The following is a 13,662-nucleotide window of genomic DNA, read 5'->3' as shown; positions in this document are numbered from 1 at the left end:
ATGCAATGTTCAACGATTTCTCTTATCGGCCCTGGCTATATCGGCCTGCCTGCCGCAATTGTGGGCAGCCTGACGCGCACGGCTTCGGATATGGCTGTCGCCCTCGATCGGCTTTTTGTGGAAGGGGAAATACACATCACCAGCGTGCGCGCCGCCGAACTCTGCAAACTGGCGGAAAACAGCTTTCGGGATGTGAATATCGCCTATGTCAACGAACTTTCCATGATTTGCGACAAACTGGATATTGACGTGCAGGAGCTGATTCGCCTTGCCAACTATCACCCCCGCGTGAACATCCTGCAACCGGGCTGCGGCGTGGGCGGACACTGCATTCCTGTGGCCCCGTGGTTCATCGTGGACAGCGCGCCGGAGGAAGCGCGACGTATCAGAACAGCGCGCGAAGTTAATGACAGCAAGCCGCTGTGGGTGGTGGAAAGAATCAAACAGACTATTGATGAATATCTTAAAGAGCATCCGGAAAAATGTATTGAGGATGTGCTCGTGGGAATCGTTGGTGGACTCGGCTACAAATCAGGGACATATTATTTGCATAATAGTCCTATATAACAATTATAAAGGAGTTGAAAAAATTCATATAAAGTAAATATCACATCCAATACAAAGCATCAAATCACACAAAAAAATATTTATACCATAATCTAGAAATTGGGTGAATACGATGAATAATGAAATATATAAGCAAAAAGCAACTAACCAACAACAAACTACTTCAATGTCGGATACCAGTCGTGATTCCTCTCTCGTTCGACAGGCCTATAGTTATTTTAAAAATAGAAATTATAATCAATCGCTATCTATATATAATAATCTATCAAAAACATTAGGCGCTCAGTATTTTAATGCAAACATGGTTATTTGCAAAAAAAAATTAGGGGAATATTTAAATACAAAAAATTTGATAGATATTACTATAATTATTCCAGCTTATAACGCTGACAAATATATCAAAAGAGCTATTGATAGCGTCATTAATCAAACTATATCTAATATTGAAATTATCATATTTGATGATTGCTCGACAGATAATACTGTAAATATCATCAGAGAATACCAACTTAACAATACCGATATTAAACTCTTACAAAGTAAGAAAAAAGTTGGACAAGGCATAGGCAGAAATGAAGCATTACAATATGCAAGTGGAAAGTTTATTACTTTTTTGGATGCAGACGACTATTATATAGATAATTTTTATCTTGAATCATTATTAAAAGTTGCAATTAAAGAAAAAGCAGATATTGTAGTAACACCATACGCAAGGGTCAAAAATGGGGTATTTCGCTATGATTCATTAGAAGAAAACATCTTAAATGGGAGTCAAGCTGCGCAAAAATTTTTATCACGTCAGTTTGGCACTCATGGACCTGGAGGTAAGCTCTTTCACAGGAATATTTCCATAGATAATAAATTTGTGAAATATGGTTATAGTCAAGACGTTTTGTACATGTTTACAACTCTGCTAAGTGCCCAGCGAGTATATATAACTAAACACTATGGCTATGCCTATGTGCAAGATAATCCTTCGAGTTGGCGACCAGATCATCTGACTGACTTACATTTTTTTTCTTCACTTCGATTATTATCTGAAATATGGGCAGAATGCCTACAACTTACTAGAGGAGGTCAACATTTTTCCATTGCTGACTTTAACCGGCTATGGTGTAAAGATCACGGACCCCGAATAGCTTCCTATCTATTACAACATAGTGATGATCCATGGACACGTACTCTAACTTCAGCATTTGATGGTATTCGTGCTTTTTTACTCCAACTACTTAATCCAAATAGAACATACAAAGTATTTTATAGTTCACCATACTACTTTATTAATAATAAATCAAAAGTCACAGAAGAAGCTCTTCATTATGCACGCAAAAAATCTGATATTATATGTCATGCGCTAGATGAATGCTTCCATCAGCAATGTAAAAATGAAAGTAGAGAACTAATTGTTATATATATTTCTCATTTATCTTCTGGTGGGTTAGAACGTGTTGCTGCCCAGTTGGGAATGGTACTTTCATCAAAATATGACATTATATATATTTTAGACAACCCAAAACGTGTAGAGTTTTCTCATCCAGGAAAAATCTTAAAAGCCGATTTATTTGATGATGCTGTACGAACATGCCTAGATAGAGCTTCATTTATTTTTGATTTCAAATATAAATCAATTAATGGTGAATATCCAATTTGCCTATACTGTATAGACAGATATTCATATAAATATATTGTCACAGTTCACAATACAAAAACTTGTAATGCTTATATTGAAAAAATTAGAGACTACCTTGGTAAAAAAACATTCAAATCATTATACGGTATTATTTGTGTGTCGAGTGCCGTCAAATCTGAACTTACGAAGCTATATGGAGCTGATGGAAGAATTGAAGTAATTCATAATCCAGTTAACCTCAGAGAAATAGATACTACAGCAGAATGTAATGACATGATAAATCCCTTTATATTATTTGCGGGGCGACTAAATGCTAGCCAGCATAAAGGAATTGATATACTATTGCGGGCATGGTTAGATTTTCAGAATAAATATAACTATCGACTTGCATTGGCAGGAGCTGGAGAGCTCGAACCTTCTATGAAAAATCTTCTAAATTCATATGAATTTGATCCACAAGTAGATATCCTAGGATTTCGAAATGATATTTATGCACTAATGAAAAAAGCTTTATTTGTAGTAGCTCCATCTCGATGGGAGGGGTTTAGTATGACTCTTATAGAAAGTTTAGCCTGTGGTACGCCGGTATTATCAACAAAATCCGGTGGAGCTAGTGAAATTTTACGTAATGGAGTTAATGGATATTTTATTAATATCAATGATGTAAAAGATACAATAAAAGGTCTTCAGTATATGTTTAAACATGCAGATGAGATGAAAGAGAACTGTCGATCATCAATCATAAGTCTTGATTTAGGAATATACAAATCGAAAATATTACACTTTCTTAATAAATATGAAAAAAATTACGAATAGCAGGACAATTTTACTTTTCGGCGCGAAAAAGAATACCTGCATGAGTATAGATACTAAAAATACTATATAAGAAGAGTCATGCCTACACTTCTCTTCTTCCCCGTCAACGGATCGGGCATGGGCCATCTGACGCGTTGTCTGGCCTATGCCCGCCGTTTGCGGGAGAGGGCGGACTGTGTCTTTTTTTCCCTGTCGTCAGCTATGGAAGTGGTGGAAGAGATGGGTTTTGCAGGGGACTATTTTGTTTCGCCCCTTTGGTCTGTCAATGCCACATACGACTGGAACTGCGAGCTGGCCGCGCGTTTCGGCATGATGCTGGAGCGCACCCGGCCGGATGTGGTGGTCTTTGACGGCACATGGCCCTTTCAGGGCTTTCTGGCGGCCTGTCGGGCCTATGGACATCCGCTCAGGCTGGTCTGGTCAAACCGGGGTTTGCTGAAAAAAGACGCCAAAACCGTCCCGGTGGACAAAAGTCTCTTTGACCTGCTGATCCGGCCCGGCGAACTGGGCGGCACGCCCGGAGAGAAACGCACGCCGGAGGGCGTCCGCCAGCTGCATGTGCCTCCGGTGCTGCTGCTGGATAATGACGACATTCTGCCGCGGACGGCGGCCCGGGAACAGCTGGGTCTGCGGCTGGAAGGACGTTATGCCCTGTTCTCCCTCGGACCGGGCAACCTCAAGGACGTGAGCGGGCCGGGCCTGCGCCTTGTGCGGGAAGTTCAGGATGCCGGTTTTACCGTGGTCTGGGCCTGTGCGCCCATTTCCGTGCGGGATGTGGAACTGCCCGCCACGGTGCAGCCGCTGGCCGTCTGTCCGTTGGCGCGCTATCTGCGGGCGTTTGATATTTTTGTGGGGGCAGCGGGCTACAATACCTGCTGCGAAGTGGCGCAGGCGCAAATCCCCAGCCTGATCGTCCCCAACACCTTGCTGGCGGATGATCAGACGGCGCGGGCGCGCATGCTGGCGGCACATGCGCCGGTGGTGGTCAGCCCGTGCGAGACGGACGCGGATGCCCAAGCGGCGGTCCGGCAACTGCTGGCGCGCGCGGAACAGAGAGATAAGGCTTCCTGCGCTCTTGCCCTCAACGGGGCCGATCTTGCCGCCGAAGCTATCTGGCAACTGGCGCAGCAGTGAGGCGGCCATGACACTGCCGCAGGCAACAGAAGAACTGCGCCGCCGTCTGCGGCAGTGGGCAGTCGCCCCGGAATGGGCCCTGCTGGTGCGCTATGAGCTGCTGCCGCAAAAGCCCGCGCCAGAGCTTCGCAAACGCTGTTTGCAAAAGCTGGGGCGTCTTTTGCGGGTCCTGGGCCTGAGCCGCGCCCGCTATCAAAAGCAGGTCTGGCAGGCAGGCCTCACGCATGCGCCGACCTCCGGGAACAAAATTCTGCTCATTTGGTCGGATGTGCCGGATAAAGTCGCCTCCCGCGCGGCCTGCCGCGGCCTGCAAGGTCTGCTGGCCGCACGCCCGGCATATACGCCCGTGCTGGTGACGCCGCTGGCGGATTTCGCCTTCTATTCCCGTTTGGGCTGGCTGGTGGAATACCTGCCGGAGATTTCCGGTACGGGCCCGGAGTATGCCGGGCGGAAACGGCGCTATCTTGCCTGGCGCTACCGTGACGCTGTGGCCGTCCCGCTGTCGGCCGGTTTGTGCGCTGCGGAAGACTTTGCGCGGCTTGTCCCGTCATAACGGGTTGATCTTGCCTTGATGTATAAGCTAAAAATACAATCAAAAAAAGGGGGGGGGCAGGAATGCATATCTATGATAGATTTTCAAAGATAAATACATATAACTATGATTCTTTTTACAATATCATGCAATCCCAAAGGGCAAAAGTCATACGCAACGAATTAAAACAGCACTATGTATCTTTGAGCCTGGATGTTTTTGAAAAAACAGCCGATATCCCCAGTAATTGCTCTATACTGATAGAAGACTGGCAATTTGACATTTTTTTTAATTTTATCAATACGAAAAAATTATATATCGTCTTATCCGGGTCACGAAATATTGGAGATCCGCTTCCACTGTTCAAACGCTGGAGTTGGAATTCTGCTTTTGATGGCAGTGTACTATATATTTCAGACCCAATGTTTTATAAATTTAAAGACTGCACATTGGGATGGTATTATGGATCGTATGAGTTCAATATTTATAAATATATTAAGAAAATTGTAGAAATAATACATAATAAATATAACTTTCAGCATATTATTTTTTATGGGTCAAGCGGAGGAGGATTTGCTGCTCTCCAGGCTGCCACATACCATAGTAATTCTTTTGCAATCGCAATCAATCCGCAAATATATATAAATCGTTATGATTATGCTGATAAATTCAAACAACATACGGGGATAGATTTAAATTTGCCTGACAAATACAACAGAAACAGATTAGATATATTGCTAAAAAAAAGCTCATCAAAATTTTTTATACTTCAAAATGCCTCAGATAAACATCACTGTACAGATCACTTATTTCCCTTATTAAAAGAATACCATCTCAAGCCAAGATATGGTTTACAGAACAGTAATAACTTATACCTATGGATGTATCATGCATTTGGAGGGCATAACTCTCAAGAGGATATGGATATTCTGCAATTTATACTCATCATATCAAACATAATTTTAGAGAATAATGTATTTTCTGATACGGAATGTAAGCTTGCTATTGCTGTAAATGAACTCTGGTCACAACTGCATTGGTTTAAATATGTCATAAATACATTTCAAAAGTGAAACACTATGGATAAATCTACGCATAACAAATACGCTCTCATCACAGTCGATACAGAAGCCCTGCCCAACCGGGCGGAAACGGACCATGTGCGCCGTCTGATCTGGGGCGAACATGCCAACGGTACGGCCGGTATGCGTGAGATGTGCGCCGTGGGCAACGAGTTCGGCGTCAAGCATGTCTTTTTTGTGGACATGTGCGGGGCGTATGCGCGTCGGGATGAAGTGGAGGACGTGGTGCGCTGGCTTGATCATGACGGCCAGGATGTGGAAATGCACGCGCATCCTGAGTATCTGCCGGAAGACTTCTGGCCCGCGTTCCAGTTCAACTATCGTCCGCGCTTCATGAACCAGTATGCGGACGACAAGGATGACTTTGTCATAGACTATTTCGGCGGCATGCTTGCCGGTATCCTCGGCAGGCCCCTGCGGGCGTTCCGCGCCGGTTCCTTCCGCTGGAACGCCGGGACCCTCCGCGCGCTGGCAAAGCACAAGATCCCCCTGTCCTTCAACAACTCCATGTGCGCGGTCTCCAATGCGCAATGTCCGCACAGTCTGCCCACCAATGCCCCCTTCCGCTGGGAAAACGGCGTGATAGAAATCCCCATGTCGGAAAAATACATCCTGCCCCGCCTGCAAAAGAACTGGTGGGCAAGGCTCCAGTATCCGCAGTCGAAATTCTTCCGCTACCGGCCGTGGTGGGCGTCTTTTCTGCCGGGCAGCGTCAGCCGGCGGACGCCGTTCATGGTCTTTCTGCTGCACTCCTGGTCACTGATGTACTGGGACGAGAACGGCCACGGCGTCTACAAGGATGACGCGCGTATCGAAGGCTATCGCAGTTTTTTGAAGCGCCTGACAAAGGACTGTGACGTCATCACCACGGCGGAACTGCTGGATCTGATCCATAGCGGCAAAATTGCCCTCACGCATACCGAGTCCATGGCCAAAGCCGAACTCCCGGCAGGCAACAAGGCCTGATATCATGCAAAACCCCTTCTCATGGCTGCACAGTTGCCTGACAGAGCGCTTGCTCCAGCTGCTGCTGCACAGGGCAAAGCCAAGGCGTCCTGTGACAGCTGTGCCCGGGCGCATCCTCTATGTGGCGGCCAGTTGTCTGCCCTATCATGTGAGCGGCTACACGTCGCGCACCCAGGAACTTTTGCGTGCCCTGAAAAACAGTGGCGCGGATCTGCGGGTCGCCACCCGTACAGGCTATCCCTGGGACAGACGCGACAGTCTCTGCCTGCCCGAAGGGGAATGCACCCTGCTGGACGGGGTGACATACGTCCATGCCCCCGCCCCGCGCAACAACCGCTTCACGGCCATCTATACGGCGCAGGCGGCCACCGTCCTGGAGCGTTATGCCCGGCAGGAGGGCGTGGCCCGCATCCATGCCGCATCCAACCATGTCAACGCCCTGCCCGCCCTTCTGGCCGCCCGGCGTCTGGGTATCCCCTTCCAGTACGAAATGCGCGGCCTGTGGGAGCTGACCCGTATTGCCCGGCAACCGGCTTTTGCGCAGTCGCACAACTTCAGGCTCGGCCTCGCGCTGGAAGGCTTTGTGGCGGCCCATGCCGACAGGGTTTTTGTCATTTCCGCCCAGCTCGGCCGCTATGCCCGGCAACATTGGGGCATTCCCGAAGACCGCCTGCATCTGCTGCCCAACTGCGTGGATGCCGGGCGCATCCATCCCGCGCATCTGCCCGCACAGCCGCTCATCATCGGCTATGCCGGTTCGCTTATCAACTATGAGGGGCTGGATACCCTGCTCCATGCCCTGCGACAGCTGCGGCAGTCCGGCATGGCGGCGCGTCTGGAGATCGCGGGACACGGGGAAGCCCGCGAAGAGCTGCAACGCCTAGCAACGGAACTTGGCCTTGAGGACGCCGTGCGTTTTTGCGGCAGGCTCTCGCCGGAAGAGGCCCGCGCCCGCCTGGCCCGTTGCAGTCTGATCTGCATCCCGCGCAAGCCGTTCACTGTCTGCGAAATCGTCCCGCCGCTCAAGCTGGCGGAAGCCCTGGCTCTGGAAAAACCTGTTGTCGTGCCGGATCTGCCGGTCTTTCGTGACGAGGCCGGATCTGCCGGCTGGTTCTTCCGCTCCGGGGACGCGGCCCATCTGGCCCAGGTGCTGGCCGCCGCATTGGCGGATCCCGCCCGCTGCGCAGCTATGGCGCATATGGGAAGGGAGCGGATCGTCTCATGCCGCCAGTGGCAACACTTTGTCCCGTCCATCCTCGGAGAAGAGACATGCTTGGCGCGTTGATCCGTACCATAGGGCATTTTGTCTATCAGCCCCCTGCCGTCCCGCAGGACACCCCCCGCACAGGTCCCTTCGGCCGCCTCAAAATCGCGCTTGTGACGGATTTCTTTACGGCCGTCAGCCTGTCTGCCGATGCCCGTGTCCGCTGCATGACACCGCGGAACTACAGGGATATCCTCCGCAACTGGCGTCCTGACCTTGTCTTCGTGGAGTCCGCCTTTCATGGCGTCGGGGGGGAATGGCGCTACATGCTCGCCAAACAGCCCCGCTCTATCAACTGGTACAGGCCCGGCGCCATCTTCGCCCTGGTCAGGTATGCCCGTGATCGGGGGATCCCCACGCTCTTCTGGAACAAGGATGACGGCGCTTTTTTTGATGCCTTTATCGATGTGGCGCGCAATTTTCAGTATGTCTTTACAACCGACAGCAGATGTTTGCCACGCTACCGGCAGGAAGTTCCCGCCGATACGACGGTCGGCCTCCTGTCCATGCCCTATCAACCGGCATTCCACCATTTCACAGGCTTTTCCTTTGTCAGGAACGAAGCCTGTTTCGTCGGCAGCTATTACCGGCACATCCTCAATGAAAGGCGTCAGTTCCTGGGCATGATCTTCGAGGCATGCAAAAGCATCACTCTGCCCTTGCATGTGTATGACAGAAACAGCAACAGGCTGTCCCATTTTCTTGAGTTCCGCTTTCCCGCCGATGCCGGTCTGCATCTGCATCCGCAAGTGCCCTATACGGAAACAGGAGCGGTGTACAAGCGCTACGCGATCTCGCTCAATGTCAATTCCATCACGGATTCCGAGACCATGTACTCACGACGCCTGCTGGAGATCCTTGCCTGCGGCGGCATCCTTGTCACCAACAGCAGCCCGGTCGTGGAGCGATCTTTTCGGGATTTTTGCCATATCGTCCACGATGCCCCCCAGGCACGGGAGCTTCTTGCCCGCCTGGCCGCGGGCCCTGCCCATGAAGACAAAGAACGGGCAGCGGCTGGCGCGGCCTACGTCCGCAGCCGCCATACCTGGCAGCACAGACTTGAACAGCTGGCAGACACAGTCAACTTTTAAAATTTTTCAGGTACAGACATGTTTTTTCTGATCGTGCAGGCAGTCCTCGCTCTTCTGGCAGTCCTGTTCCTCCTCCATGCGCTTCTTGAGGCCCGCTCCGTGCGCAATGCCGGCAAGGATCAGGCAGTGCGCTTTATCACCATGTTTTCCTCCTCCGCTCCAGACACCACAGAGTGGCCTATGGTCAGCGTGCTTTTGCCTGTCTACAACGAGAAACGGATCGTCCATAAGATCATCGACGCCGCCTGCGCCCTGCAATACCCCCGGGAACGTCTGGATATCCTGCTGCTGGACGACTCCACAGACGAGACCTGCGCGCTGGCTGACCGTCATCTCGCCCGGTACAAAGCGCAGGGCGTCCCCGTCAGACATGCCCGGCGGAGGAAGCGTATCGGCTACAAGGCCGGTAACCTTGCCTTCGGCCTGACATTGGCCAGGGGAGATTTCATCGCCATTTTCGATGCCGACTGCCTGCCGCCTGCCGACTTTCTGCTCAAAGTCATGCCCTGTTTTGAGGATGACAAGGTGGGCTTTCTGCAGACAGGCATCGAACATGTCAACCGGGATGCGAGCTTCCTGACGCGTTTTCAGGCCATGGAAGCCGGCCACAAGGAAGATGTGACGTCCGGCCTTTCCCGGGAGGGCCTCATGGCCTCGCTGACCGGGTCGTCCTGTGTCTGGCGCAGGAGCTGTATCGACGCCATTGGAGGCATCAGCACCGCCACCATTACGGAAGATGTGGATATGGGCTACTCGGCCCAACTGAAAAACTGGAAATATATCTGGCTGGGCGATGTGACCTCCAGGGCCGAATTCCCGGAGTCCATGGCAGCGTTCCGCGTACAGCGGCAGCGCTGGGCCCGGGGCCTGATCCAGAATGCCGCAAGGCATATCCGGCGCATGTTCGCGACGCCCATGCCCCTGCTGGCACGGCTGTACGCGTGCTCGCTCATGTTTTCCGCGCTGCTCCTGGCCGCATTCTTTTGCATTCTGCTGCTGTGTCTGCCGGTGGGCCTGCTGTTCGAGCCTGGTCCGTTCTTTCACATCTGCTGCAGTCTCTTCCTGGGGGCGGCCCTTGTCTGGGCCTGGTATAATACTGCCAGAGGCAGCCAGGGGGCATCCTTGATCCGGCGTCTTGGCAGCGCCTTCGGCTATGTCATTATGCACTTCCCCCTTTCCCTTTACTACTTCAGTGCCGCCGTCCAGGTAGCCGCGGGGATCGACGGCTCGTTCCACCGGACCCCCAAGGGCTGCGGCCGCCAAAAGATACGTCACCCCGCCATCAACAGACGGCTCGTCTGGCTGGAAGTATTTTCTTTGTGCTATGCGCTTGCCTCGTTCAGTGCCGGACTGTGGCATGAAAACTACTGGATCTCCCTCTACAGCGGTCTTGCCTTCTCCGGCTTTTCCCTCACGCTCTTCTTTTCATGGAGTGACCAGCGGAAGCGCTTTCAGCCCGGAAGCGTGCTCATCACCGGGGCGACCGGGGCACTGGGCACGGCGCTGGCCCTGGAGTATGCGTCTCCCGGCATGGGGCTTGTGCTGCTCGGACGGCGACAGGATGCTCTGGAAGACCTTGCCGCGCGCTGCCGGGCCAGGGGGAGCGATGTCCAGACCTGTTGCATGGATCTGCGCAAGACCGACGACGTGCGGCAGTGGATGGCCGCCTGCTGTACGGAGCAGACCCCGGATCTCATCATCGCCAATGCGGGCCTGAACGCCAATATCGGCCCCCGTGGCGAGGGAGAACCTTTTGAGGATGTCCGAAGCCTGGTAGAAGTCAACCTGCTCTCTGTCATGGCCCTGGTGGACAGCGCCCTGCCTGCCTTCCGCAAAAAAGGCGGCGGCCAGCTGGCCATCGTAAGCTCCCTTGCCGCCTACTATGGTCTGCCCGCAACGCCCACCTATTGCGCTACCAAGGCTGGCCTGAAAGCCTATGGCAACTCCCTGCGCGGCTGGCTCCGTTCTGAGAACATCCACGTCAATGTCATTCTGCCGGGATATGTGGCCTCACCCATGTGTTCCGCCATGCCGGGTCCCAAACCCTTCCTCTGGCAACCGAAACGCGCTGCCCGGCATATCAGGCGTGGTCTGGCCCGCGATCGCGCGCGAATCTCTTTTCCCTTCCCACTCAACATCGGGATATGGGGGCTTGCCCTCCTGCCTGCCTGCCTGGCCATGCCCCTGGCGAGGATCCTTGGTTATGATCGTTGATCGTGCCTTCCTGCAGGTGTGGGCGACAGGCCTTGCGGGACTTCTTCTTTCTGTTGCAATAGAGCGATTTTTACATCCCAGGCCCCGGCTCTTTCGTCCTGTCAAGGCATGGTTGCTGCATATCTGCCTGTGGAGTCTCTGCTATGCGATTTTTGTCATACTTCTTGGCCGGCCCTGGTGCGCCTTTGTCGCGGTATCGGCCATCCTGATAACGCTGACAATCGTCAGTAACGCCAAATACAAAAATCTGCGAGAACCTTTTATCGCTCAGGACTATGACTATTTTCTTGATGCATTGCGCTTTCCCCGACTTTTTCTGCCCTTTCTCGGGCTAAAAAAGTTCTGTCTGGCGGCCTTGTTTTTCGCTCTGGCGCTGTTGGGCTTCTGGAGTGAAGAACCTCCCGCATCCCGTTTTTCTCTTCAGAGCCAGCTCGGCGGGGCCCTTCTCCTGCTGCTGAGTGCAGCGACTCTGCTCTGGCGTCAGCGCAATCAGATTTCACTTGTGGCCTTTGACCCAAAAGAGAATCTACAGGCCCTGGGGCTCCTGCCATCGCTTTGGCTCTATGCCCTGGCCTCGCGCACATTGCCGCACGCACGATCGCCCTTTACCGCCGCGACCGCGGCGGCGACGCGTCCGCTTCCTCACCTGATCGCCATACAGAGCGAATCCTTTTTCGACGCCCGCAACCTGTTTGCGGGAATCCGGTCTGACGTCTTGCAGAATTTTGACGCCTTACGCATGGAAGCTGTCTGTCAGGGGCCCCTGGATGTACCTGCCTGGGGCGCCAACACCATACGCACGGAATTTTCCTTTCTGACCGGGATTGCCCCACAATCTCTGGGCGTCCACCGCTTCAATCCCTACCGGGCCGTACTGCGCGGATGGCCAGTGGACGCTCTGCCTCTGTTCTTAAAAAGCCTGGGATACCGTACTATCTGTATCCATCCCTATTGGGGGAATTTTTATGGGCGGACATGTGTTCTGCCACGTCTGGGCTTTGACGCCTTTCTTGATATCGGAACATTTCAGAAAGCATTACGGACAAGCGCCTACATCAGTGACATAGAAGTAGCCAGGAAGCTGCTTGCTCTCCTGAAAGAATCTGCAGATCCTCTTTTCATATTTGCGATTACTATGGAAAATCATGGCCCATTGCAACTTGATCATATACCAGACATGGAAATTGAAAAACTTTATTCAACCCTCCCCGATAAAATATATAGAGAGCTCGACACATATCTTTATCATCTCAAAAATGTAGACACGATGTTATCCATGCTGCATACGACATTGAATAAATTATCGCTCCCTGTTTCCCTCTGTTTTTACGGAGATCACGTTCCTATCATGCCAGATGTATATAAAGATCTCCGTGATCCAGACGACGTACCATATATATTATGGAAAAACCAATGCGCTCACGATATTACACAACAAGCATCTTACGATTCAACGATACTGAGCACTGCACAATATCTTTCTGTTCATGATCTTGCACTAACGTGGTTACTAAAAAACAATATATTTATTCACTATTAACTGTGGATTTTTTGGGCCGCAAGTCTCCCTGGTACGCTGGAACCATTCTTTTTTAACTAACTCTGGATATCAATAAGCCCAGATGAATGTTATTATGATGATTTCTCTGGCAGATAGCCAGCTTATGGAACTGCTGGCCGCTCATTTTTCACAGCAAGTGACAATGAGCCGAATTTTCTATTCCCGCGAAGACAGTAAGGATACTGTGGGCGCATCCCTGCGACGCATGAGAATTACCCCCAATACAGGAAAATGATATGGCGACTCTTGGGAAACGTATTCGCGCTGTTCGTGGCAGCCGCTCTCAAAACGTTTTTGCTCATTTTTTGGGTATCAGCAAAGGGGCCCTGGTCAGCTACGAACATGACAAAAGCTCGCCCAATGCAAAAATTCTGATGACGATCTGCGTATTGGAGCGTATTGAAATCAAATGGCTCCTTACGGGAGAAGGCGCCAGATATCAGGGGGATGTGGAAGAAAGAGTCGACGACGTTCCTCCCCGTGACAGTGATGGACCGCCCATCCAGTTATCGGGATGCCCACACTGCATGTGGATGGAAAAGCTGATTGACAAAATGGAAGAAGACAGACGGCATCTTTTGCTTGAAAACAAAAAACTGCTTATGGATAATGCTGTCCTGCACAACAAGGTGCATCCAAACGGATTTTGACAGAAATCCTCTCTCTATAAGCAGTATCTTAGAGCAGATTACCTTTGACTTTTTATGAAAGTCAAAGGTGGCATTCAGGCGAAAAACGCGGTTTTCGCCTGAATGTACGCCGCGTTGCGGCGGCTGCCGCTTTCGCGTCAGCAGAGCATTTTCAA

Annotated in this window: 12 protein-coding genes; all 12 read left to right on the top strand. The window is 51.2% G+C overall.

Features of this window, described 5'->3' with window-relative positions:
* The 12 genes from G7Y51_RS13935 to G7Y51_RS08645 all read left to right on the top strand — a co-directional run bounded on the left by G7Y51_RS13935 (window position 1) and on the right by G7Y51_RS08645 (window position 13,507).
* Window positions 1–567, top strand: a complete 567-nt coding sequence (locus G7Y51_RS13935; protein WP_165176571.1) for a hypothetical protein — start codon at window positions 1–3, stop codon at window positions 565–567.
* 112 nt (window positions 568–679) lie between these two features.
* On the top strand, window positions 680–3,013 hold the full coding sequence (locus G7Y51_RS08695; protein WP_165176569.1) for a glycosyltransferase: 2,334 nt from the start codon (window positions 680–682) through the stop codon (window positions 3,011–3,013).
* 78 nt (window positions 3,014–3,091) lie between these two features.
* The gene (locus G7Y51_RS08690) at window positions 3,092–4,147 is read left to right on the top strand and encodes a UDP-N-acetylglucosamine--N-acetylmuramyl-(pentapeptide) pyrophosphoryl-undecaprenol N-acetylglucosamine transferase (protein ID WP_165176567.1); all 1,056 of its coding nucleotides are present in this window, start codon (window positions 3,092–3,094) and stop codon (window positions 4,145–4,147) included.
* A gap of 7 nt (window positions 4,148–4,154) precedes the next feature.
* Window positions 4,155–4,700: a hypothetical protein gene (locus G7Y51_RS08685; RefSeq protein ID WP_165176565.1), complete on the top strand. Its 546-nt coding sequence runs from the start codon at window positions 4,155–4,157 to the stop codon at window positions 4,698–4,700.
* Window positions 4,701–4,762: 62 nt separating this feature from the next.
* Window positions 4,763–5,752, top strand: coding sequence for a hypothetical protein (locus G7Y51_RS08680; protein ID WP_165176563.1), 990 nt, complete (start codon window positions 4,763–4,765; stop codon window positions 5,750–5,752).
* 6 nt (window positions 5,753–5,758) lie between these two features.
* Entirely contained in the window at window positions 5,759–6,727 is a 969-nt protein-coding gene (locus G7Y51_RS08675; protein WP_165176561.1) for a polysaccharide deacetylase, read from the top strand.
* Window positions 6,728–6,818: 91 nt separating this feature from the next.
* A complete protein-coding gene (locus G7Y51_RS08670) occupies window positions 6,819–8,012 on the top strand; it encodes a glycosyltransferase (RefSeq protein WP_206214287.1) in 1,194 nt (397 codons plus the stop codon).
* Window positions 7,997–9,082 (top strand): glycosyltransferase, encoded by a 1,086-nt coding sequence (locus G7Y51_RS08665; protein WP_165176557.1) that lies wholly within the window; start codon window positions 7,997–7,999, stop codon window positions 9,080–9,082. The genes G7Y51_RS08670 and G7Y51_RS08665 overlap by 16 nt, the downstream gene beginning before the upstream one ends.
* A gap of 18 nt (window positions 9,083–9,100) precedes the next feature.
* Entirely contained in the window at window positions 9,101–11,296 is a 2,196-nt protein-coding gene (locus G7Y51_RS08660; protein ID WP_165176555.1) for an SDR family NAD(P)-dependent oxidoreductase, read from the top strand.
* Entirely contained in the window at window positions 11,286–12,836 is a 1,551-nt protein-coding gene (locus tag G7Y51_RS08655) for an LTA synthase family protein (protein ID WP_165176553.1), read from the top strand. Before G7Y51_RS08660 ends, G7Y51_RS08655 begins: the two co-directional genes overlap by 11 nt.
* A 94-nt stretch (window positions 12,837–12,930) precedes the next feature.
* Window positions 12,931–13,092 (top strand): hypothetical protein, encoded by a 162-nt coding sequence (locus G7Y51_RS08650; RefSeq protein WP_165176551.1) that lies wholly within the window; start codon window positions 12,931–12,933, stop codon window positions 13,090–13,092.
* 1 nt (window position 13,093) lies between these two features.
* Window positions 13,094–13,507 (top strand): helix-turn-helix transcriptional regulator, encoded by a 414-nt coding sequence (locus G7Y51_RS08645; RefSeq protein WP_165176549.1) that lies wholly within the window; start codon window positions 13,094–13,096, stop codon window positions 13,505–13,507.
* Window positions 13,508–13,662 lie beyond the last annotated feature (155 nt).

The organism is Desulfovibrio sp. ZJ369 (assembly GCF_011039085.1).
Lineage (GTDB): Bacteria > Desulfobacterota > Desulfovibrionia > Desulfovibrionales > Desulfovibrionaceae > Desulfovibrio.
Note: the sequence above shows the minus strand (reverse complement) of the source record. Positions and strands in the feature narration are given on the sequence as shown.

Bases quoted from the DNA above. Each gene is read 5' to 3' on its own strand.
- G7Y51_RS08685 (WP_165176565.1), top strand. From the start codon at position 4,155: ATGACACTGCCGCAGGCAACAGAAGAACTGCGCCGCCGTCTGCGGCAG.
- G7Y51_RS08665 (WP_165176557.1), top strand. From the start codon at position 7,997: ATGCTTGGCGCGTTGATCCGTACCATAGGGCATTTTGTCTATCAGCCC.
- G7Y51_RS08675 (WP_165176561.1), top strand. From the start codon at position 5,759: ATGGATAAATCTACGCATAACAAATACGCTCTCATCACAGTCGATACA.
- G7Y51_RS08660 (WP_165176555.1), top strand. From the start codon at position 9,101: ATGTTTTTTCTGATCGTGCAGGCAGTCCTCGCTCTTCTGGCAGTCCTG.
- G7Y51_RS08680 (WP_165176563.1), top strand. From the start codon at position 4,763: ATGCATATCTATGATAGATTTTCAAAGATAAATACATATAACTATGAT.
- G7Y51_RS08690 (WP_165176567.1), top strand. From the start codon at position 3,092: ATGCCTACACTTCTCTTCTTCCCCGTCAACGGATCGGGCATGGGCCAT.
- G7Y51_RS08645 (WP_165176549.1), top strand. From the start codon at position 13,094: ATGGCGACTCTTGGGAAACGTATTCGCGCTGTTCGTGGCAGCCGCTCT.
- G7Y51_RS13935 (WP_165176571.1), top strand. From the start codon at position 1: ATGCAATGTTCAACGATTTCTCTTATCGGCCCTGGCTATATCGGCCTG.
- G7Y51_RS08655 (WP_165176553.1), top strand. From the start codon at position 11,286: ATGATCGTTGATCGTGCCTTCCTGCAGGTGTGGGCGACAGGCCTTGCG.
- G7Y51_RS08650 (WP_165176551.1), top strand. From the start codon at position 12,931: ATGATGATTTCTCTGGCAGATAGCCAGCTTATGGAACTGCTGGCCGCT.
- G7Y51_RS08695 (WP_165176569.1), top strand. From the start codon at position 680: ATGAATAATGAAATATATAAGCAAAAAGCAACTAACCAACAACAAACT.